24 protein-coding genes are annotated in these 20773 nt (G+C 71.3%); 19 read left to right on the top strand and 5 right to left on the bottom strand.

Annotation, left to right across the window (positions count from 1 at the left end; all coding sequences use genetic code 11):
• The first annotated feature begins 24 nt into the window (after positions 1-24).
• Genes pgsA through AMYBE_RS0114925 form a run of 5 tightly spaced genes read left to right on the top strand, consistent with a single transcriptional unit; the run spans position 25 to position 3725 of the window.
• The gene (pgsA, locus tag AMYBE_RS0114945) at positions 25-660 is read left to right on the top strand and encodes a phosphatidylinositol phosphate synthase (protein ID WP_020660201.1); all 636 of its coding nucleotides are present in this window, start codon (positions 25-27) and stop codon (positions 658-660) included.
• Complete coding sequence (locus tag AMYBE_RS0114940; protein WP_020660200.1) at positions 657-1559, top strand: phosphatidylinositol mannoside acyltransferase; 903 nt, start codon at positions 657-659, stop codon at positions 1557-1559. Before pgsA ends, AMYBE_RS0114940 begins: the two co-directional genes overlap by 4 nt.
• A gap of 17 nt (positions 1560-1576) precedes the next feature.
• The gene (locus tag AMYBE_RS0114935) at positions 1577-2719 is read left to right on the top strand and encodes a glycosyltransferase family 4 protein (protein WP_027927663.1); all 1143 of its coding nucleotides are present in this window, start codon (positions 1577-1579) and stop codon (positions 2717-2719) included.
• Positions 2716-3201, top strand: a complete 486-nt coding sequence (locus tag AMYBE_RS0114930; protein ID WP_020660198.1) for a LemA family protein — start codon at positions 2716-2718, stop codon at positions 3199-3201. Before AMYBE_RS0114935 ends, AMYBE_RS0114930 begins: the two co-directional genes overlap by 4 nt.
• A gap of 14 nt (positions 3202-3215) precedes the next feature.
• Positions 3216-3725: an XdhC family protein gene (locus AMYBE_RS0114925; protein WP_020660197.1), complete on the top strand. Its 510-nt coding sequence runs from the start codon at positions 3216-3218 to the stop codon at positions 3723-3725.
• A gap of 153 nt (positions 3726-3878) precedes the next feature.
• Here AMYBE_RS0114925 and AMYBE_RS0114920 read toward each other — a convergent pair whose 3' ends face one another.
• The 3 genes from AMYBE_RS0114920 to AMYBE_RS0114910 all read right to left on the bottom strand — a co-directional run bounded on the left by AMYBE_RS0114920 (position 3879) and on the right by AMYBE_RS0114910 (position 7121).
• Positions 3879-5984: an elongation factor G-like protein EF-G2 gene (locus AMYBE_RS0114920; RefSeq protein ID WP_020660196.1), complete on the bottom strand. Its 2106-nt coding sequence runs from the start codon at positions 5982-5984 to the stop codon at positions 3879-3881.
• A 121-nt stretch (positions 5985-6105) separates the two neighbouring features.
• On the bottom strand, positions 6106-6426 hold the full coding sequence (locus tag AMYBE_RS0114915; protein WP_020660195.1) for an AzlD domain-containing protein: 321 nt from the start codon (positions 6424-6426) through the stop codon (positions 6106-6108).
• A complete protein-coding gene (locus tag AMYBE_RS0114910) occupies positions 6426-7121 on the bottom strand; it encodes an AzlC family ABC transporter permease (RefSeq protein WP_020660194.1) in 696 nt (231 codons plus the stop codon). The genes AMYBE_RS0114915 and AMYBE_RS0114910 overlap by 1 nt, the downstream gene beginning before the upstream one ends.
• 70 nt (positions 7122-7191) lie before the next feature.
• Here AMYBE_RS0114910 and AMYBE_RS0114905 point away from each other — a divergent pair, with 70 nt between their 5' ends.
• The 4 genes from AMYBE_RS0114905 to AMYBE_RS0114890 all read left to right on the top strand — a co-directional run bounded on the left by AMYBE_RS0114905 (position 7192) and on the right by AMYBE_RS0114890 (position 9060).
• Positions 7192-7755: a helix-turn-helix domain-containing protein gene (locus AMYBE_RS0114905; RefSeq protein WP_020660193.1), complete on the top strand. Its 564-nt coding sequence runs from the start codon at positions 7192-7194 to the stop codon at positions 7753-7755.
• Positions 7756-8031: 276 nt separating this feature from the next.
• Positions 8032-8241 carry a hypothetical protein gene (locus tag AMYBE_RS44010; protein ID WP_084470012.1) on the top strand — a complete coding sequence of 70 codons (210 nt, stop codon included), beginning with the start codon at positions 8032-8034 and terminating at the stop codon, positions 8239-8241.
• A 142-nt stretch (positions 8242-8383) separates the two neighbouring features.
• Positions 8384-8599 (top strand): hypothetical protein, encoded by a 216-nt coding sequence (locus tag AMYBE_RS44875; RefSeq protein WP_154676208.1) that lies wholly within the window; start codon positions 8384-8386, stop codon positions 8597-8599.
• An 80-nt stretch (positions 8600-8679) separates the two neighbouring features.
• Positions 8680-9060: a hypothetical protein gene (locus AMYBE_RS0114890; protein WP_020660190.1), complete on the top strand. Its 381-nt coding sequence runs from the start codon at positions 8680-8682 to the stop codon at positions 9058-9060.
• 99 nt (positions 9061-9159) lie between these two features.
• On the opposite strand, the gene AMYBE_RS0114885 is transcribed toward AMYBE_RS0114890, so the two are convergent.
• Together AMYBE_RS0114885 and pdxS are read right to left on the bottom strand one after the other, a co-directional pair.
• Positions 9160-9984 (bottom strand): DUF998 domain-containing protein, encoded by an 825-nt coding sequence (locus AMYBE_RS0114885; RefSeq protein ID WP_084470010.1) that lies wholly within the window; start codon positions 9982-9984, stop codon positions 9160-9162.
• 279 nt (positions 9985-10263) lie between these two features.
• Entirely contained in the window at positions 10264-11175 is a 912-nt protein-coding gene (gene pdxS / locus AMYBE_RS0114880; protein WP_020660188.1) for a pyridoxal 5'-phosphate synthase lyase subunit PdxS, read from the bottom strand.
• Positions 11176-11575: 400 nt separating this feature from the next.
• Between pdxS and pdxT the strand changes: the two genes are divergently transcribed.
• The 10 genes from pdxT (at position 11576) to AMYBE_RS0114830 (ending at position 20362) form a co-directional block, all read left to right on the top strand.
• Positions 11576-12211: a pyridoxal 5'-phosphate synthase glutaminase subunit PdxT gene (pdxT, locus tag AMYBE_RS0114875; RefSeq protein WP_027927662.1), complete on the top strand. Its 636-nt coding sequence runs from the start codon at positions 11576-11578 to the stop codon at positions 12209-12211.
• A 61-nt stretch (positions 12212-12272) separates the two neighbouring features.
• Positions 12273-13028 carry a YebC/PmpR family DNA-binding transcriptional regulator gene (locus AMYBE_RS0114870; RefSeq protein ID WP_020660186.1) on the top strand — a complete coding sequence of 252 codons (756 nt, stop codon included), beginning with the start codon at positions 12273-12275 and terminating at the stop codon, positions 13026-13028.
• A gap of 232 nt (positions 13029-13260) precedes the next feature.
• On the top strand, positions 13261-13782 hold the full coding sequence (locus tag AMYBE_RS0114865; RefSeq protein ID WP_027927661.1) for a DUF4262 domain-containing protein: 522 nt from the start codon (positions 13261-13263) through the stop codon (positions 13780-13782).
• A gap of 102 nt (positions 13783-13884) precedes the next feature.
• On the top strand, positions 13885-14478 hold the full coding sequence (ruvC, locus tag AMYBE_RS0114860; protein WP_020660184.1) for a crossover junction endodeoxyribonuclease RuvC: 594 nt from the start codon (positions 13885-13887) through the stop codon (positions 14476-14478).
• Positions 14475-15071 (top strand): Holliday junction branch migration protein RuvA, encoded by a 597-nt coding sequence (gene ruvA, locus AMYBE_RS0114855; protein WP_020660183.1) that lies wholly within the window; start codon positions 14475-14477, stop codon positions 15069-15071. The genes ruvC and ruvA overlap by 4 nt, the downstream gene beginning before the upstream one ends.
• A 6-nt stretch (positions 15072-15077) precedes the next feature.
• Positions 15078-16163 carry a Holliday junction branch migration DNA helicase RuvB gene (ruvB, locus tag AMYBE_RS0114850; RefSeq protein WP_020660182.1) on the top strand — a complete coding sequence of 362 codons (1086 nt, stop codon included), beginning with the start codon at positions 15078-15080 and terminating at the stop codon, positions 16161-16163.
• 121 nt (positions 16164-16284) lie between these two features.
• A complete protein-coding gene (gene yajC / locus AMYBE_RS0114845; RefSeq protein WP_027927659.1) occupies positions 16285-16695 on the top strand; it encodes a preprotein translocase subunit YajC in 411 nt (136 codons plus the stop codon).
• A 214-nt stretch (positions 16696-16909) separates the two neighbouring features.
• Positions 16910-18625 (top strand): protein translocase subunit SecD, encoded by a 1716-nt coding sequence (gene secD, locus AMYBE_RS0114840; protein WP_020660180.1) that lies wholly within the window; start codon positions 16910-16912, stop codon positions 18623-18625.
• Between the two features lies 1 nt (position 18626).
• Positions 18627-19847 (top strand): protein translocase subunit SecF, encoded by a 1221-nt coding sequence (gene secF, locus AMYBE_RS0114835; protein ID WP_020660179.1) that lies wholly within the window; start codon positions 18627-18629, stop codon positions 19845-19847.
• On the top strand, positions 19844-20362 hold the full coding sequence (locus AMYBE_RS0114830) for an adenine phosphoribosyltransferase (protein ID WP_020660178.1): 519 nt from the start codon (positions 19844-19846) through the stop codon (positions 20360-20362). Before secF ends, AMYBE_RS0114830 begins: the two co-directional genes overlap by 4 nt.
• Positions 20363-20773: the final 411 nt, after the last annotated feature.

Here is a 20773-nt window from a genome sequence, read left to right as displayed (position 1 = left end):
GACTCAGGTGCACAGACGAGGAAGATGCTCAACATTTTCGCCCGTGCCTCGGTCTCCCGCGTGACGGACCCGATCGGCGCCGCGCTGGTCCGCGCCGGACTGACCCCGAACGCGATGACCGTCATCGGCACCGCGGGCGCTGTCGCGTGCGCGCTGGCGTTCTTCCCGCAGGGCATGCTGCTGTGGGGCACGTTCACCGTGTGGGGCTTCGCGATGCTCGACCTGCTCGACGGCGCGATGGCGCGCGCCCGCGGGTACGGCACACCGTTCGGCGCCGTTCTCGACGCGACCTGCGACCGGCTGGTCGACGGCGCGCTGTTCGCGGCCATCGCGTGGTGGTGCTTCGTCGAGGACCACAACAACCGGGCTGCCGCCGCCGCGCTGATCTGCTTGGTGCTGGCCCAAGTCATCTCGTACGTGAAGGCGCGCGCCGAAGCGTCCGGCCTGGAGGCCGACGGCGGGCTGGTGGAACGGGCCGAGCGGCTCATCATCGCGCTCGTCGGCACCGGACTGCACGGCCTGGGCGTGCCCTACACCGTCGAGATCTCCCTGTGGCTGCTCGCCGTGCTGTCGGTGATCACGCTGCTGCAGCGGGCGAACGCGGTCGCGAAGGCCGCGCGGGAAGCCAAAGCGAAACAGGCGGGCGGGACACAACCGTGAGCGGACTGTCCCAGCGGCTCGCCGACTTCGGCTACGCGACCGGCTGGCGGATGACCCGCCGGCTGCCGCGGTCGTTCGGGTCGACGGCGTTCGCCCTCGGCGCGGACCTGGCCGCCCGGCGCGGCGGCGGGAGCGTCAAGCAGCTGCGTGCCAACCTGGCGCGCGTGGTGCCGCAGGCCGACGAGACCGAGCTGGACGAGCTGGTCCGGCGCGCGATGCGGTCGTACGCGCGGTACTGGTTCGAGACCTTCCGGCTGCCCGCGATGGACCTCGCCGAAGTCGCGAAGCAGGTGACGGTCAGCGGGGCGGAGAACGTCGACGCCGCGCTCGCCGAGGGCAACGGCGCGGTGATGACGCTGCCGCACAGCGGGAACTGGGACATCGCGGGGGTCTGGCTGGCCAGCTACGCCGGCACCTTCACCACCGTCGCGGAGCGGCTCGAGCCGGAATCGCTGTACCGCCGGTTCGTGGCGTTCCGCGAGTCGCTGGGGTTCGAGATCGTGCCGCTCACCGGCGACAGCGCGGCGATGCGGCTGCTGCTGCGCCGGCTGCGCGAGAACAAGCTGGTGGTGCTGCTCGGCGACCGGGACCTGACCGCGTCCGGCGTGCCGGTGCGGTTCTTCGGCGAGCGCACCACGCTGCCTCCCGGCCCGGCCCGGCTGGCCGCGACCACCGGCGCCGCGCTGCTGCCCACCGGCTGCTGGTTCACCGAGGACGGCTGGGAGATCCGGATCCACCCGCGGATCCGGGTCACCGCGCGGGCCGAGGTGCCCGCGGCGACCCAGGCGCTGGCCGACGTGTTCGCCGGCGACATCGCCGGGCATCCGGCGGACTGGCACATGCTGCAGCCGTTCTGGCCCGCCGACACCGCGGCGCCGACGCTGGAAGAAGCGAGCTGACCCCGGTGGCGCGCGCGTTGAAGATCGGGATCGTGTGCCCCTACTCGTTCGACGTCCCCGGCGGCGTCCAGGGGCACGTGATCGACCTGGCGAAAGCCCTGCTCGAACGCGGGCACCGGGTGTCCGTGCTGGCCCCGGCGGACGAGGACGCGCAGCTGCCGGACTTCGTGCACCCGGCGGGCAAGGCGCTGGGCATCCCGTACAACGGCTCGGTCGCGCGACTGCAGTTCGGCCCGGTGTCCTATGCCCGGGTGCGGCGGTGGATCCGGGACAACGGCTTCGACGTGCTGCACCTGCACGAGCCGGCCGCGCCGAGCCTCTCGCTGCTGGCACTGAAGGTCGCGGACGGGCCGATCGTGGCGACTTTCCACACCGCCACCACGCGTTCGCGGACGCTGTCGGCGTTCCAGCCGGTGCTGCGCCCGCTGCTGGAGAAGATCACCGCACGGATCGCGGTGTCCGCGCTGGCCCGGCGGGTGCAGGTGGAACACGCGGGTGGCGACGCGGTGGAAATCCCGAACGGCGTCGACGTCGAATTCTTCTCCCGGGCGCTGCCGCTGGACGGCTACCCGAGGGCGGGCGGGACGATCGGCTTCGTCGGCCGGTTCACCGAACCGCGCAAGGGCATGGAAGTGCTCCTGGAAGCCGCGCGCCGGCTGCTGCCGGAGTTCGAGGAGCTGCGGCTGCTGGTCGTCGGCCGCGGCGATCCGGAACAGCTGCGGCGGATGGCCGGGCCGAGGCTGTGGCCGCACGTCGAACTGCTGGGCCAGGTCGACGACGAGACGAAAGCCCGGGCGTTGCGCAGCGTCGACGTGTACTGCGCGCCCAACACCGGTGGCGAAAGCTTCGGGATGGTCCTCACCGAGGCGATGGCCGCCGGCACGCCGGTGCTGGCCAGCAGCCTCGACTCGTTCCGCCGTGTCCTGGACGACGGACGGGCCGGTCTGCTCGCCACGACCGGAGACCCGGCCGCGCTCGCCGACGGCCTGCGCGAGCTGCTGAGCGATCCGGCCCGCCGCGCCTCGCTCGCGGCGGCCGCAGGAGAGCGGGTGACCGCGTACGACTGGGCCGTGGTGGTCACGCAGGTGCTGCGGGTCTACGAAACCGCGATCGCGGCGGACCCGCGGCTGGTCGCAGCGGGGGACCGGGAGCTCGCGTGACGTTCCTGGAATGGCTGCTGATCGCCGCGGCCGTGATCGTGGTGCTCGGCGGCCTGTTCCTGGTCGCGACTGCCAATCGGCTGGACCGGCTGCACGTACGGACCGACGCCGGCTGGGCCGCGCTCGAGGCGGCGTTGGCTCGCCGCGCGGTGGTCGCCCGTGCCGTCGCGGCGGTGCTGCACGACGGTTCGGATCTGCACAGCGCGGCCGCGCAAGCGGAGTCGGCCGACCGCGCCGATCGCGAAGCGGCGGAGAACGAGCTGACGCTGGCGCTGGCCCGCGTCGAGCGGTCGCGGCTGCCGGTGGTGCTGTCCGAAGAACTGACCGACGCGGAACACCGCGTGGTGATCGCGCGCCGGGTGCACAACGACGCGGTGCGGGACACGCTGGCGTTGCGGCGGCGGCGGAAGGTCCGGTACTTCAAGCTGGCCGGGACCGCGCCGTTGCCGGAGTACTTCGAGTTCGCCGAGCCGGACCTCTGAGGCAGACTGGGGCCATGACCGAACCCGATGCTTGTGCGGTCGCGCACGGAGAAACTGTCGAGGTGCCCGCTGCGCGGACCCTGGTGGCAGTGTTCGCTTCGCCGGTAGCGCGGTTTCTCCTGCGGTATGCGGCGGATCTGGACTATCACGTGGTGCTGTTCGAGCCGGACGAGGCGCGCGCGAGCGACGCTCCCGAAGGCGTCGAGGTCCGCACGACCATGCCGTCGCCGGGGCCGGACGCCGATGTCGTGGTGACCGATCACCACCGGCCGGAGCTGGGCCCGGTGCTGCAGGCCGTGCTGGCGGTGCCGACGCGCTGGATCGGCGTACTGGGCAACCCGCGGCTTCCGGGACCGCACGTGGAAGCGCTGCGCGCGCTGGGCGTGGCGGAGCCGGACATCGCCCGGGTGCACCGGCCGGTCGGGCTGAACATCGGCTCGCGCCGGCCGGCCGAGATCGCGATCGCGACGCTGGCCGGGTTGGTCGCGGACCGGAACGGGCGGCCGGGCGGCTTCGAGTTCTGACGCGCGTCCCGCCCTGCCCCGCACCGCGCGTCCGTGAGGGGCCCGTTGAGGGACTTGGGTTCCGTGAGGGGCCCGTTGAGGGACTTGGATTCCGTGAGGGGCCCCTTGCGGGACTTAGATTCCCTGAAGGGGCCCTTCACGGCTCGTCCCCGCTCACGAGCTGACTACGGCTCCTTCCGGCATCGGCTCGAACCGGGCATGGTGCCGGGTGAACGTCGCCGTCCCCGAGGTCAGCGAACGCAGATCGACCGCGTACCGCAGCAGTTCCACCGCCGGGACCTCGGCATACACCAGCGTTTGCCCGCCCTGCCCGGATTCCGTGCCCATGACCCGGCCGCGGCGGGACGACAGGTCGCCCAGGACCGTGCCGAGGTGTTCGTCCGGCAGGGTCACCTGCACCGAATCCAAGGGTTCCAGCAGCGATATCCGGCTGGCCGCGGCGGCTTCCCGCACCGCCAGCGCACCCGCGGTCTGGAACGCGGCGTCCGACGAGTCGACGCTGTGCGCCTTCCCGTCCACCAGCGTCACCCGGACGTCCACCACCGGATGTCCATCGTGGACACCCCGCTGCAGCTGTGCGCGTACGCCCTTCTCGACGCTCGGGATGAACTGGTGCGGCACCGCGCCGCCGACCACCTTGTCGACGAACTCGAATCCGCTGCCGCGGGGCAGCGGCTCCACTTCGATGTCGCACACGGCGAATTGCCCGTGCCCGCCGGATTGCTTCACGTGCCGGCCGTGCCCGCGCGCCGGTTTCGCGAACGTCGCGCGCAGACTGATCCGCACCGGTTCGGTGCCGACGTCCGCGCCGCCCGCGCGCAGTCGCGAAAGGACGACGTCCGCGTGCGCCTCGCCCATGCACCACAGCACGAGCTGACCGGTTTCGGCGTTGCGTTCCAGCCGCAATGTCGGATCCCCGGCGACCAGGCGGGACAGGTTGCGGGACAAGGTGTCCTCGTCACTGCGGGACTTCGCCACCACCGCTACCGGCAGCAGCGGTTCGGGCATCCGCCACGGTTTCATCAGCAGCGGTTCGTCCGGCGACGACACCGTGTCGCCGGTTTCCGCGGAGCCCACCTTGGTCAGCGCGCACAGGTCGCCGGCCACGCAGAACGGGACTTCGCGAAGGTTCGCGCCGAGCGGCGAATACAGGTGGGCGACGCGTTCGTCGGCGTCGTGGTCCTCGTGACCGCGCTCGGTGAGACCGTGTCCGGAGACGTGCACGGCGTTCTCCGGCCGGAGCGTCCCGGAAAACACCCGGACGAGCGAAACTCGCCCCACATAGGAGTCGACCGCGGTGCGCACGACCTCGGCGGCGAGCGGACCGTCCGGATCGGCTGCCAGCGCCTCGTGCGGGGCGCCGTCCGGGCTGGTCACGCCGGGCGGCTGGTGTTCAAGCGGGGACGGGAATGCACGCACGATGCCGTCCAGGACCTCGGCGAGCCCGACTCCGGTGGTCGCGCACACCGGGATGACCGGGTGGAACGATCCGCGCGCGACGGCGGTTTCCAGGTCGGAGATCAGCACGTCTTCGGAGATCGCTTCGCCGCCGAGGTAGCGGTCCATGAGGGTTTCGTCTTCGCTCTCGGCGATGATGCCCTCGATGAGTTCGTTGCGTTGGTCGGCGAACGCTTCCAGCGGCACCGGTTCGCCGACGCGCGGCGGGTAGCCGGCCGAGTAGTCGTAGCGGCGTTGCGTGATGAGCCCGACCAGGCCGTCGGGCGCGGGCAGGTAGAGCGGCAGCACGCCGTCGCCGAACGCGGCCCGGCAGGCGGTGATCTCGGCGAGCGGGTCGGCGCGGTGGTGGTCGAGCCGGGAAACCACGACCGCGCGCGGCATCCCCACCGAAGCGCATTCCTCCCACACCGCGACCGTGGCCGCGTCCACGCCCTCGGCGGCGCAGACCACGAACAGCGCGGCGTCCGCGGCCCGCAGCCCGGCGCGCAGTTCGCCGACGAAATCGGCGTACCCCGGGGTGTCGATGAGGTTGATCTTGTGTCCGGCGTGCAGCACCGGAGCGACCGAAAGCCCGACCGAACGCTGCTGGCGCACCGCGGCCGGGTCGTGGTCGCACACCGTGGTGCCCTCCACCACCGACCCGGCCCGCGGCACGGTGCCGGACGCGGCCAGCAGCGCTTCGGTCAGGGTGGTCTTCCCGGAGCCGGATGGCCCGACGAGAACGACGTTGCGCACCTTGGCGGGGTCGTCCACAGCGACGGCGGCCCCGGTGTCGGCACTCCTGTTCTGCTTGTCGGCCATGGCGGCCTCCTCAGCGACGGCGGGCGGAACACCTGTGTCCTCGATCACACACCCGCGACCCGCCGGGAAGCAAGACGAGAGAGCCGAGACCAGGCTGGGGAGTGTTCCGCCCGGCCTTCGCTCACGGCACTCCGGCCAGCCGCAGCAGCGCCGCGGTCGCCGCCGCCGCGACCACCACCAGCACGAACGGCGCCTTCCGCCACGCCAGCACTCCGCCGACCAGGACCCCGGCCGGACGGGCGATCCCGGCGAAACCGTGGCCCTGGGTCAACGCGCTGGTCGCCACCAGTGCGGCAAGCAGCACGACCGCGGAGAGCGTCATCAGCTTCTCGGCGCGAGGGGAGAGCCGGACCCGGGTCCGCAGCAGCGGGCCGGCGAGCCGGAACGCGAAGGTGCCCGCCGCCAGCACGAGCGTCGCGACGATCAGTTCCGCGCCGTCCATCAGTGCGCCCCTTCCAACGTCTTGGGTTCCTTCGCCGCCGCACCGGCGACGACGCCGACGAGCGCGAGCAGCACCGGCAGCCCGGCCGGCATCAGGGGCGTCGCGACGAGCGCGACCACCACGCCGATCAGCACCGGCAGCCGCGCCGTGCGGTCCTTCAGCGACGGCAGCACGAGGGCCAGCAGAACTGCCGGGAAGGCGGCGTCCAAGCCGAACGCGTCGGTGTTGCTGATCGCCGAACCGGCGAACGCACCGGCCACCACGCCGAGGTTCCAGCACACGAACAGCCCGATGCCGCACGCCCAGTAGGCCGCGCGCCGCCGGTCCGCGTCACGCTGGGCCAGCGCGAACGCCACCGATTCGTCGATCATCAGGTGGCTGCCCGCCAGCCGGCCGAGCCGGCCGCGTCCGAGCACGTCGCCGACCGCGAACCCGAACGGCACGTGCCGGGCGTTCACCAGCAGCCCGGCGGCGACCGCGGCCAGCGGGTTGCCGCCGGAGGCGACGATGCCGACGAACATGAACTGCGACGCGCCGGCGAAAACGAGCAGGGACAACAGCATCGGCGCCCACAGCGGGAGGCCGGAGCTCACCGTGATGGCACCGTAGGAGACTCCGACGAGAGTGTCGGCCAGGCATACCAGGCCGATGTCGCGGGCGAGGCCGCGATCGAGTGTTCGCCAAATCGAACGCATAGTGTCCTATGCTGAACATGACCCAGGCTGTTCGTCAAGACGAACGGGAAGACTGATGGAGCGAACACACATGGCGAACGAGAGCACCGGCGCGCCCCTGGAGATCATCGCGGAGTCGCTGCGCCGCGAACGGGCCCGCACCGGACTCTCGCTGACCGAAGTCGCGCGCCGTGCCGGCCTCGCGAAATCCACGCTGTCGCAGCTGGAATCCGGCACCGGCAACCCGAGCGTCGAGACGCTCTGGGCGCTCGGCGTCGCGCTGGACGTGCCGTTCTCCCGCCTGGTCGAACCGGAACGGCCGAAGGTGCGCGTGATCCGCGCGGGCAAGGGCCCGACGGTATTCGCCGAGCACGCCGACTACGCGGCCACGCTGCTGTCCGCCTGCCCGCCCTCCGCGCGCCGCGACATCTACCTGATCCGCGCCGAGCCCGGCACGCCGCGGCGGTCGGACCCGCACATGACCGGAGTGATGGAGCACATCGTGCTGTGCGCGGGACGAGCGCGGGTGGGCGTGCTGGAGGCGCCCGAGGAATTGCAGCCGGGGGACTACATCTCCTACCCGGGCGACGTGCCGCACCTCTTCGAGGCGCTGGAACCGGGAACTTACGGGGTCGAGATCTCCGAGTACATCTGACTTCCGCGCGGTCGGGTTCGCGCTCGACCCGCAGGTGATCACAGCGGCTGTCGCTGGAGTGGCTGGGTGCTCGAATTGCCGGCGACCGCTGCGGTTTCCGCGCTGGCGTAAGGGATTCTGCGTAGAAATCGCCAGCCGTCGCCGGGCGGCTGCCGTCCGTCCGGATCGCTTGCCGCCCCGGGAGAAACGAAAGGCCGAAAATGCGCAAGCGTCCGGTTTGCCCGGGAACGCACCGGGTAATCCGCCGGGCGACGCAACTGTCGAAGGGAGAGGGAAATGAGCAGGTTACTGGTCGATCCGCAGAGTGCGACTGTCCCGTGTGGACAGTGCGGACGCGAAGCGGTGCACGTCGGACGGCTGGTCAAGGAGGACGGCACGCCAGTGAGCCACGCGGTGGTCTGCACGGTGTGCCGCGCGCACCGGCCGGGGCCGATGCTGGGGGAGACCCGGCGGCCCCGGCTGGCGATGATCTCCCGTCCCGGTTGAGCGGGCCGGGTCTCCGATCCCGAAAGCGCGCGATCCGCTGGCACCCGAGCGCGCGATCGCGGGGCAGACAGAACTCTTGCGCGGCAGCCGGACGGCGGTAGCCGCCGGGTTTCCGGCTCTGGCTCCGGGGTATCCGTCCGGAATGACTCCCCGGTGGTGGCGATGGACGATTTCGGGCACCTTGCGGGTTTTCCTGTCGCTGACCGCGCCGCTCGCGGCTCATCCCGGCCTGCTGGCCTGGCTTGTCAGCTTCGTGATCGCCTTCCTCGTGCCGCCGCCGGCGAGCTGGCAAGCATTCGGTCGCGCGCGCGATGCCAGCCAGGCCCGCGGAACCGGATCTCCCGCTGCGCGTTCGTGAACCGGCGGGCCCTCCGCGCGAACCGTCCATCCGGTCGCCATGATCAAGTTTCGCTCGTCGCCAGCCGGGTATCTCGAAGTATGAACTTGGTCGTGTCGGTCCCGCCGTCATTGCTCGCCGCGCAGGCTCGGTCGGCGACTCGCCGTCTTGCCGGAACGCTGGAGGCGACGGCCCGGAGCGAGCCGGAGGAGCTGTCTCGGGTCGTCGCCGCGTTGCGGCTGTTGGCCGACGACGTAGCCGAAGTGTTGCCAGCGCTTCAGCGTCTGTTGGAGGACGGTTTGCTGGGCGGGCGGATCGAGCGGCGTGGCCACCCGGTCGGCGCGGCTGTCGATGCGGTGACCGCGGTAGGCCACGCTCTCGGTCAGGCTCGGGCGGATGCGCGGAGCATCGCGGACGGCTTGGCGTCAGCCGGCGTTGTGCTGCAGGGGCTGGCCGCGGCGGCCGAGGAGCAGCCTGGATAGGGCTCTCCGGCTCTGCGCGAGAGAAAAGCCAGCAGTCTTCGCGGAAAGCGCCGCCGTGCGCACCGGAGGGGACAGCCCGCGGTCGCGGCGGCTGGCCGCTCAGCTTCGCGTTCCCGGGCCGCCTCGGGCAGAAGCGGGCACCGTGGTCCGGAACGTGCCGGGGGCGACCGCAGTCGCCAGAAACAGCAGCGAGACAGCTTCGAAGCCGATGGCCAGCCGACTGAGACTGCCGGTCGCGAGGCCGAGTTCGATGCCGAGCCCCGAAGCCGACTCCGCGAGCAGACCCCCCACGAGCACCGCAAGACCCCGGGCCGCCCAGCCGCGGAGCCGCGGATCCCGCCGGCTGGCCTGCCACCAGAGCAGAACCAAGCAAGCCGTGCAGAGGAGAAGGCAGGCGACAGTCAGCGTGCTCAGCACGCTGTGCGCAATGTCGGTCCAGCTCAGCGCTCGCCCGGTCGGCCCTGCCTGGCATCCGGCGGACAGATGCGGCGCGCAGGGCATCGGAATAAGGTCGGCGGTCGCGGAGCAGCCACCGTATCCGGCCAGCGCTGCCCAGGCTGCTGGTTCGAGTATGTGGCCGCTCCACAGTGGACCGTGCCGTCTGGTCCGGGCCACCATCAGCGAACCGGCCGCGGCGGCGAGAGCGCCCGCGAGCGCGAACCCGCACCGCAACCAGAGCGCGCCGGCGACGCCGCTGGCCTCGAGCTCGCTCACGTACCCGGAACCGAGATCCGGACGGTCGGGCCGGAGCGTGTCCGCCAGCATGGACAGCTGAACCACGCCTGCGCTCGTCAGCAGCGCCATGGCCCAGCCTGCCGGCCGGCTCGCGGCGTTCCCGCCAGCGCCGCGGGATGCCAGCCGGGGAGCGCTCGGCCGGAAGTGCGCCCGCGAGGTCCGTCGTTCCCGTCCGGTCGTCTCGGTCATAGCGCCCCCTCGATGCGGGATTCCCTGAGCCCGGTTCGCGACTGCACGCTGACGGATACCCGCGAACGCGCCGGGCAACCGTCGGCTGCGGCGAATCCGCGCCGGGAGGCGAAGGGTTCGGCTGCCCGTTTCGCTCGGTGACTCATGCGAGGGGACCGGCGTTCGCGCACGGGCCGCGCAGACGAGAATCGGGCGTCCACGCGACAACCGGCGAGGGGCGCTGGCCCCTCGCCGGTTGTCCGGAAATACGCCGCCGCGGCAGCGGCGAATGCCTGCTCGTTACCAGCCGCGCTCGGCGAGCCGGTGCGGCTCCGGCAGCTCTTCCACGTTGATCCCGACCATCGCCTCGCCGAGACCCCGCGAGACCTTCGCCAGCACGTCCGGGTCGTCGAAGAACGTCGTCGCCTTCACGATCGCCTCGGCGCGCTGGGCCGGGTTGCCGGACTTGAAGATGCCCGAGCCGACGAACACGCCCTCCGCGCCCAGCTGCATCATCATCGCCGCGTCGGCCGGGGTGGCGATGCCGCCCGCGGTGAACAGCACGACCGGCAGCTTGCCGGCCTCCGCGACCTCCTTGACCAGCTCGTACGGCGCCTGCAGCTCCTTCGCGGCGACGAACAGCTCGTCCTCCGGCAGCGACTGCAGGCGGCGGATCTCGCCGCGGATCTTGCGCATGTGGGTGGTCGCGTTCGAGACGTCGCCGGTGCCGGCCTCGCCCTTCGAGCGGATCATCGCCGCGCCTTCGGTGATGCGGCGCAGGGCCTCGCCCAGGTTGGTCGCGCCGCACACGAACGGCACGGTGAACGCCCACTTGTCGATGTGGTTGGCGTAGTCGGCCGGGGTGAGCACCTCGGACTCGTCGATGTAGTCGACGCCGAGCGCCTGGAGCACCTGCGCCTCGACGAAGTGGCCGATCCGGGCCTTCGCCATCACCGGGATCGACACCGCCTCGATGATGCCGTCGATCAGGTCCGGGTCGCTCATCCGGGCGACGCCGCCCTGCGCGCGGATGTCCGCGGGCACGCGCTCCAGCGCCATGACCGCGACCGCGCCGGCGTCCTCGGCGATCTTCGCCTGCTCGGCGGTGACGACGTCCATGATCACGCCGCCCTTGAGCATCTCCGCCATGCCGCGCTTCACCTTCGCGGTGCCGGTGACGGTCTGGGGTTCGGCGTTCTGCTGCTGCGACACCTTGCGGGCCTTTCTCGGAAGACGGATGGGTCCTGCTCTCAAGGGTAGGCCGCCGGTGGACCGCTGAGGCAGGCCATTGACGAGGTATCTCGGAAGGCCACTTTTCGAGCCGGAAATCGATCGGTTCTCCGGTCGGGGAGCGTTGACCAGTGCGTTCCTGGTCGGCCTACCATGGACAACGGGAACGGCGGAGCGGAAGCCCGTCGGCCCGGTGCCAGTGGAGATCACCTTCGAGGTGTCCACTGGTGACGAATTTCAGCAGTCCACTTCGTGCCGGCCCGGGGTCGGCCGCCGGAGCTCCGGCCGGGTGGTCGGCGGCCCCCGCGCCGCCCGCCTGACCTGGCCGGAAGCGCACCGGTCGGCCCCCCTAAGCTGGTGCGAACGTCTCACGGGAGGTTTGGTGGCGACAGCTACGGGAGCACGGCCGGCGGTCGGCGTGCTCGCCCTGCAAGGCGCCGTGCGCGAGCACGTCGCGATGCTGGAGAGCGCGGGCGCCCGCGCGGTTTCGGTGCGCCGCCCGTCCGAGCTGTCCGAAGTGGACGGCTTGGTCCTGCCCGGCGGGGAGTCCACGACGATGTCTCGGCTGCTCGAGACGTTCGAGCTGCTCGAGCCGCTGCGCGAGCGGATCGCAGGCGGTCTGCCCGCGTTCGGCTCGTGCGCGGGGATGATCCTGCTGGCCCGGCAAGTGCTCGACGGGCGTCCGGACCAGCAGCAGGTCGGCGGTCTCGACGTGATCGTGCGGCGCAACGCGTTCGGCAGGCAGGTCGACTCGTTCGAGGCGGACCTCCCGTTCGCCGGACTGCCCGGCGGTCCGCTGCACGCGGTGTTCATCCGGGCCCCGTGGGTGGAGAAGGCGGGCGACGGGGTCGAGGTGCTGGCCACCGTGCCCGACCCGGACGACCCGCCGGACGGGCCGAGGGCGGATAGGATCGTCGCCGTCCGCCAGGGGGCGGTGATGGCCACGGCGTTCCACCCGGAGATCACCCGGGACGAGCGCGTGCACCGGCTGTTCGTCGAGCTCGTGCGAGAAGCCTGAGCAAAAGGATTGCGGCGGCCGCTCCGGGAGGCACGCGGCCGCGGGAACAGATGGAGGAAAGATGAGCGGCCACTCCAAGTGGGCCACGACGAAGCACAAGAAGGCGAACCTCGACGCCAAGCGGGGCAAGCTCTTCGCGCGGCTGATCAAGAACATCGAGGTCGCCGCTCGCACCGGGACCGGCGGGGGAGACCCCGACGGCAACCCGACGCTGTACGACGCCATTCAGAAGGCGAAGAAGAACTCCGTCCCCCAGGACAACATCGAGCGCGCGCGCAAGCGCGGCGCCGGCGAGGAAGCGGGCGGCGCCGACTGGCAGACGATCACGTACGAGGGCTACGGCCCGAACGGCGTCGCGGTGCTGATCGAGTGCCTCACCGACAACAAGAACCGCGCCGCGATGGAGGTCCGCACCGCGCTCACGCGCAACAACGGCTCCCTCGCCGACCCGGGGTCGGTCGCCTACATGTTCACCCGCAAGGGCGTCGTGATCATGCCCAAGGCGGGGGCCAGCGAGGACGACGTCCTGATGGCCGTCCTGGACGCGGGGGCCGAGGAGGTCAACGACCTCGACGAGAACTTCGAGATCGTCTCCGAGGGCACCGACCTGGTGCCGGTGCGCAAGGCGCTGCAGGAGGCCGGGTTCGAGTACGAGTCGGCCGAGCTCACCTTCCTGCCGTCGGTGAGCGTGCCGCTCGACGTCGACGGCGCGAAGAAGGTCTTCAAGCTGATCGACGCGCTCGAGGACTGCGACGACGTGCAGAACGTGTACGCGAACTTCGACGTGTCGGACGAGGTCATGGCCGCGGTGGACTGACCGGGGCGATGGCGACGTCCGCGCACCGCGCCGGATTCCGCGGGCCGGACGAGGCCGCGGACGCGGTGGACTGATCCATTCGAGAGCGAAACGGCCGCGCCGCCGGGGTTCCCGGGCGCGGCCGTTTTGCGTCGCGGATTCCGTTGCGGTGCAGGGGAATTCGCGGAATCCTTGGCATGCCGCGGAAAATGACCGGCGCGGGGGCTGGGATCATGGGCGCGCGTGGGGCAGAATGTCGCCCGTGACGACCTCCGCCCTCACCGAGCAAGAGCAGAGCCTCATCGCCTGGATCGAAACCCAGGCGCGGGAACGGGGGAACGCGGTCATCGCCGTGCCCGCCGACGACCAGGGCGCGGGCTACTGCTTCACCGCGTGCGCGTGGGCGCTGCACAACGTCCCCGAGGCGGTCGTGGTCGGGCTGCCCGACCAGATGGCCCCAGTGCTGCTCGACGCCTACGTCGACCGCTCCGCCAACGGCGAGATCTTCGAGGTCGGCCGTCGCTACGACGATTTCTTCGACGGCGCGCCGGTGGTGTTCGAGCGGGTCGCGAAAGGCCACTACCCGGAGTACTTCGGGTCGGCGTTCCTGGTCTACCCGGACGGCGACTTCCCGGCGCTGCAGATGATCGTCGCGACCCCGGAAGGGCAGTTCCCGTGGCATCCGGGCGCTCCGGAAGGCTTCGCGCAGTGGCAGCCGGTGCTGACCGAAAGCGGAGACCCGGAGAGCTGGACTCCCGGCGTCGACGGCCCCTGACCGGGTTTCGCCGCGAGGTTTCGCGTGTCCGTCCACGAGACGCCGGACCCCGACCGTTAGCCTGCATCTCGAACTAATGTTCGCGCGGGCGGAGGAGAAACGGTGCGGGTGCTCGGGGTCGACCCCGGTCTGACCAGGTGCGGCCTCGGCGTGGTCGACGGCGGCAAAGGCCGCTCGGTGCGCCCGGTCGCGGTCGGCGTCGTGCGCACCCCGCCCGAGGACGATCTCGCCCGCCGGCTGCTCGGCGTCGCCGACGAGGTGGAGCGCTGGCTCGACCGGTACCGGCCCGAAGCGGTCGCCGTGGAGCGGGTTTTCGCCCAGCACAACGTGCGCACCGCGATGGGCACCGCGCAGGTCGGCGGCGTGGTCGCGCTGGCCGCGGCCCGGCGCGGGCTGCCGGTCGTCTTCCACACGCCCAGCGAGGTCAAGGCCGCCGTCACCGGCTCCGGCCGGGCGGACAAAGCGCAGGTCACCACCATGGTCATGCGGCTGCTCGGGCTTGAGGTCAAACCGCATCCGGCGGACGCCGCCGACGCGCTCGCGCTCGCCATCTGCCACCTCTGGCGGGAGCCGATGCGGGTCCGGCTCGCCGAGGCCGAGGCGCGGGCCGCCGAACTGGCCCGCGCGCACCAGGCCCGGCTCGCCGCGGCGGCGAAAAAAGCGATGAAGCAGAACGAAACTGGAGCACGACGATGATCTCCTCGGTACGCGGCGAAGTGCTGTCCGTCGGGCTCGACCACGTGGTGGTCGAGGTCGGCGGGGTCGGCTTCGCCGTGCAGGCCACCCCGGCGACGCTGGCCACGCTGCGCCGCGGCGAGCAGACGCGGCTGCACACCGCGCTCGTCGTGCGCGAGGACTCGCTGACTCTGTTCGGGTTCGCCGACGAGGACGCGCGCGAGCTGTTCGGCCTGCTCCAGACGGTGTCCGGGATCGGGCCGCGGCTCGCGCTCGCCACGCTCGCCGTGCTGGAGCCGGACAAGCTGCGGGCCGCGCTGGTCGAAGGCAACATCACCGTGCTCACCCAGGTCCCCGGCATCGGCCGCAAGGGAGCCGAGCGGCTCAGCCTCGAACTGCGGGACAAGGTCACCGCGCTCGGCTCGACCAGCGACGCGCCGGTCGTCGCCGCGCCGGGTGCGCTGCGCGGCGAGGTGGTGGAAGCGCTGGCCGGGCTGGGTTTCGCGGCGAAGCAGGCCGAGCAGGCGGTCGACCGGGTGCTCGCCGACGGCGACGGCCACACCACGGCATCGGTGCTGCGCGCGGCGCTGGCCGCGCTGGGCCGCAAGCGGTAACAGCCGATGAACGAAGTGACCGAGTTCGACACCGGCGGCTACGAAGCCGACGACGAAACGCTGTCCGCGCTCGCCCAGACCGGCGAACGCGACCTGGAAACCAGCCTCCGGCCCCGCAAACTGGACGAGTTCGTCGGCCAGGAACGCGTTCGCGAGCAGCTGGAACTGGTCCTGGAAAGCGCCCGGCGGCGCGGCGTGCCGCCGGACCACGTGCTGCTGTCCGGACCGCCCGGCCTCGGCAAGACGAGCATGGCGATGATCGTCGCCGCCGAACTGGGCGCGGCCATCCGGATCACCTCCGGCCCGGCGCTGGAGCGGGCGGGCGACCTGGCCGCGATGCTGTCCAACCTGGCCCCCGGCGACGTCCTGTTCATCGACGAGATCCACCGGATCGCCCGGCCCGCCGAGGAGATGCTGTACCTGGCGATGGAGGACTTCCGGGTCGACGTGGTCGTCGGCAAGGGCCCGGGCGCGACCAGCATCCCGCTCGAGATCGCGCCGTTCACCCTGGTCGGGGCCACCACCCGGTCCGGTTCGCTGACCGGTCCGCTGCGCGACCGGTTCGGTTTCACCGGCCAGATGGAGTTCTACTCCGCCGCCGAACTCGAACTGGTCGTCCGGCGCGCCGCGGTCATCCTGGGCATCGACATCGACCGCGACGGCTGCGCCGAGATCGCCGGCCGCTCGCGCGGCACGCCCCGGATCGCCAACCGGCTGCTGCGCCGGGTCCGCGACTACGCCGAGGTGCGGGCGGACGGCAAGGTGACGCTGGAGGTGGCGCAGGCCGCGCTGAAGGTCTACGACGTCGACGAGCTGGGCCTGGACCGGCTCGACCGGGCCGTGCTCGGCGCGCTGACCCGCTCGTTCGGCGGGGGACCGGTGGGCATCTCGACGCTCGCGGTCGCGGTCGGCGAGGAGGCCACCACGGTCGAGGAAGTGTGCGAACCGTACCTGGTCAGAGCCGGTATGCTCGCCCGGACGCCGCGCGGCCGGGTCGCGACCGCGGCGGCGTGGGAGCACCTCGGACTGGTTCCGCCGCCCGAGGCAGGCCGCGCAGAAGCAGGCGGCCCGACGCTGTTCGACCAGCCCTGACGAGGGCCGACGGCGGGCCGGGTGGTGGCGTTTCCGCCGGTACCTGGCACACTCGAGAAGAGCACACCCGTCCCAAACCGGGCCTCGGCGGCGTGCGCCGGCGTCCGTCGAATGGAGAATCATGAACTCAATGCTGCTGCCGCTGCTGCTGCTGCTCGTGGTGGCCGTCCCGCTCGTCATGGGTACCCGCAAGCAGAAGAAGCAGCAGGCTGCCCAGCAAGAGCTTCAGAACGGTCTCGCCCCGGGCGACCGCGTGATGACCACCTCCGGTCTGTACGGCACGGTCGCCGACGCTTCCGGCGACACCACCATCGACATCGAGATCGCGCCGGGCCTCGTCACCACCTGGCTGCGTCTCGCGGTGCGCGAGAAGGTCGAGCCGGCCGTCGAGCCCGAGGAGTCCGAGGAGTCCGGCGTCGCGTCGGCCGTCGAAACTCCGGCCGAAGCCCCGGCGCAGGAGACGATCTCCGCCGAGGAGAACCAGACCTCCGGTGCGCAGGTGGCGCCCCCGCTCGAGCACGGGAAGAAGTAGCTTCCCGCTCACCGGGCAGTGAACCGCCCACAGCCGACGAAAGTCGGTACGGGCGAACGCAGGGCTCACGCAGCACCGAGTACTGTCTCGGTGCTGCGTGCGTGTTCGACGTCATAGTTCACGCCCAGCCGCGTCCGGAGGACCCCTTCCGGTTCGCGCGCCGCACCAGTTGGGGTCGACCCAGTCCGTGCCAGTTCGAGGAGACCGACGCACCGTGGCACCATCGGCCGGGCATCTGCGCCCGGGACGCTATCTCGCCTTCTTCGCCCTGATCGTGGTCGTGCTGTACGCCTTGGTGTTCTTCACCGGCGGCGGCAAAGCGACGCCGAAACTCGGCATCGACCTGCAGGGCGGCACCCGGGTCACGCTCACCGCGCGCACGCCCGACGGCGGCCAGCCCACCCGAGAGTCGCTGAACCAGGCGCGCCAGATCATCGAGACCCGGGTGAACGGGATCGGTGTCGGCGGCGCGGAGGTGCTGCTCGACGGCAACAACATCGTGATCACGGTGCCGGGCGAGCAGGGCGACGAGGCGAAGAACCTCGGCCGCACCGCGAAGCTCGGGATCCGCGAGGTCATCACTTCGGTCCCGAACACTCCGGCCGCTCCGCCCGCGTCCGGTGCCCCCTCGGCGACCGGCAGCCCGTCCGCTCCGGCGACCTCGCCCAGCAAGCCAGCCGGCGGCGGGGGAGCGGCCGGTGCCCCGGCCCAGCAGCCGCCGAGTGCGACGCCCTCTGCGCCCGCCTCGGCCGACGGCAAGAACCCGATCGAGGAGGCCCGCGCGCTGCGCCAGGCGGCCGCGCTCGTGCCGAAGGACCCCAAGAACCAGCAGGAAGCAGCAGCAGCGCAGGCCGCGCAGCAGAAGGCGCTGGCCGCGCTGACGTGCGCGCCGAACGTGTCCGACCCGCTGGAGGGCAACGACCTGCCGAACCAGCCGCTGGTCACCTGCGGCGACAAGGACGCGAACAAGTATGTGCTCGGTCCGGAGATCATCCCCGGCACTGAGATCGCGTCCGCGAACTCCGGCCTGAACCAGCAGAACGGGCAGTGGGTCGTCGACCTGAACTTCAAGAGCGCGGGCAGCAAGGCCTGGGGCGATTTCACCTCGGCCAACGTCGGCAAGCAGGCAGCGTTCGTGCTGGACACCGACGTGGTGTCGGCGCCGACCGTCCAGAACGCGATCCTCGGCGGCAACACACAGATCAGCGGCAAGTTCACTCAGGCCGACGCCAAGAACCTGGCGGACATCCTCAAGTACGGTTCGCTGCCGCTGTCGTTCGACTCGTCCGACGCCACCACGGTGTCCGCGACGCTCGGCCTTGCCTCGCTCGAAGCCGGCCTGATCGCCGGCGCGATCGGCCTGCTCGTGGTGTTCGTGTACTGCCTGTTCTACTACCGGCTGCTCGGCATCCTGACGATCTGGTCGCTGATCATGTCCGGCCTGCTCGTGTACGCGGTGCTGGTGCTGCTCGGCCGCTGGATCGGCTACACGCTCGACCTCGCCGGCGTCGCCGGCCTGATCATCGCGATCGGCATCACCGCCGACTCGTTCGTGATCTATTTCGAACGGCTGAAAGACGAGATCCGCGAGGGCAGGTCGTTCCGGTCCGCGGTGCCGCGCGGCTGGGCCCGCGCCCGGCGCACGATCCTCGCCTCGGACGCGGTCAGCTTCCTCGCCGCGGCCATCCTGTACATCATCGCGGTCGGCGACGTGCAGGGTTTCGCGTTCACCCTCGGCATGTCCACGGTGCTCGACCTGGTGGTCGTCTACCTGGTCACCCACCCGCTGGTGGCGATGGTGTCCACGTCGAAGTCGAAGTTCCTGTCCAACCCGAAGAACCTCGGCCTCGGCGCCGTGCAGAAGCTGGGCGCCCAGCGCAAGTCCACGCGTCCGGCTCCGGGTCGTCGCGCGAACGTGAAGGAGGCCTGACGTGGGTATCGAAGACCTGGGCACAGACGCCGAACAGCCGTCGGGCACGAGCTCCGCGCCGGCGGGCAAGAAGGAAAGCTTCTTCCACCGGCTCTACGTGGGCACCGGCGCGGTCGACATCGTCGGCTCGCGCAAGAAGTGGTACCTGTTCTTCGTCGGGCTGGTGCTGGTGTGCCTCGCCTCGATGGTGTTCCGCGGCTTCAACATCGGCATCGAGTTCGAGGGCGGCACGCAGATCCAGCTGCCCGCGCACGGCTCGCACGGCCAGATCACCCAGGACCAGGTGATCAAGTCGTTCCACACGGCCCTCGGCGAGGCCCCGGCCTCGACCCAGACCGTCGGCGCGGGCGCGGCCTCGACCATCCAGACCCGTTCCGAGGCGCTCACCGCGGACCAGGTCGCCAAGGTCAAGAAGCAGATCTTCGAGGACCTGGGCCCGATCGGCAGCAACGGCAAGTCCAGCGAGCAGGCGATCAGCGACAGCGCGGTGAGCGCGTCCTGGGGCAACGAGATTTCCCGCCAGGCGCTGATCGCGCTCGCGGTGTTCCTCGTCGCGGTCGTGCTCTTCCTGGCGATCTATTTCGACTTGCGGATGGCGCTGGCCGCGCTGATCTCGCTGCTGCACGACATCGTGGTTACCGCGGGCGTGTACTCGCTGGTCGGCTTCGAGGTCACTCCGGCGACGGTGATCGGCCTGCTGACCATCCTCGGCTTCTCGCTGTACGACACCGTGGTGGTGTTCGACAAGGTCCGGGAGAACACCCGCGGACTGCTCGGCCTGTCGCGGCGGACCTACGCCGAGGCGGCGAACCTGGCGCTGAACCAGACTCTGATGCGGTCGTTCAACACCGCGTTCATCGCGCTGCTGCCGATCCTCGGGCTGCTGATCGTCGGGTACATCCTGCTCGGCTCGGGCACACTGCAGGACCTGGCGCTGGTGCAGCTCACCGGCACCTTGGTCGGTGTCCTGTCGTCGGTCGCACTGGCGACGCCGCTGCTGGTCGACTTCAAGATGCGCGACCCGCAGTACCGGCAGCAGGCCGAGCGCGTGGCGGCTCGCCGGGCGAAGGCCGCGAAGCGCGAAGCCGGCGACGACAGCTTCGACGCCAACGACGACGACCAGCTGGCGGCCGAACTCCGCAAGGAAAAGGCGCTCGCGGCGGCGTCCGGCGTCCCCGCGCGGCACCCGAAGCAGCGGCCGGCGGGGAAGAAGAAGCGTTGAGGCTCGACGAAGCACTGGATCTGATCGCGGAGGTGCCGGACTTCCCGGAACCCGGCGTGTTGTTCCGCGATCTGAGCCCGCTGTTCGCCGACGGTCCCGGCTTCGCCGCGGTCACCGACGCGCTGGCGGAAAGCCTGGACCCGGAGGCCGACCTGGTCGCCGGCGTCGAGGCCCGCGGATTCCTGCTCGCCGCGGCGGCAGGGTACTCGCGCGGCCTCGGAGTGGTGCTGGTTCGCAAGCCGGGCAAGCTCCCGGCGGTGGCCGGCCGGGTCGACTACTCGCTGGAGTACGGCACGGCCAGCGTCGAACTGCCCGCCGGCGTGGTCCAGCCGGGCCAGCGGATCGCCGTGCTGGACGACGTCCTGGCCACCGGCGGCACAGTCGCGGCGACCGCGAAGCTGCTAGAGGACGCCGGTGCCACCGTGACCGGCGTATCGGTGGTGCTGGAACTGGCCTCCCTGGGCGGCCGGGCAGCGCTGGGCGGACGGAGCGTGGAGGCCCTGCGCAAGGTCTGACGTTTGAGATGCCGTGACGAAGGCGCTGTCCCACTCTCCGGGACAGCGCCTTTCGCATGACCCGCCTCACTCGCCCCTTCTCGCCGTCCCGCGACCGCAACGCTCACGCGCCCCCGCGGTCCCGCGACCGCTAACGCTCACGCGCCCCCGCAGTTCCGCGACCGCTCACCTGCCCCCCTCCGGCCAGCTACCCCCCTCACCCGACCACCCCCGCGGGATCGCGTCGGCGTCTGGAGGGAGCGGCGTGACCGGCCCCCGGCCGGGCTCGCCGCTCCCTCCAGACGCCGACTTAAAGGCGATCCCGCCCGCGCCGACGGAGTCGGCGCCAAAGACACGAATTAATTGCCCTCGCCACGCGTTGTAATCAGGGAAGGCGGCGGCCTGGTCACCCGGGAGCGGGCGTGGGTGTCG

The organism is Amycolatopsis benzoatilytica AK 16/65 (assembly GCF_000383915.1).
GTDB classification, from domain to species: Bacteria; Actinomycetota; Actinomycetes; order Mycobacteriales; family Pseudonocardiaceae; genus Amycolatopsis; species Amycolatopsis benzoatilytica.
Note: the sequence above shows the minus strand (reverse complement) of the source record. Positions and strands in the feature narration are given on the sequence as shown.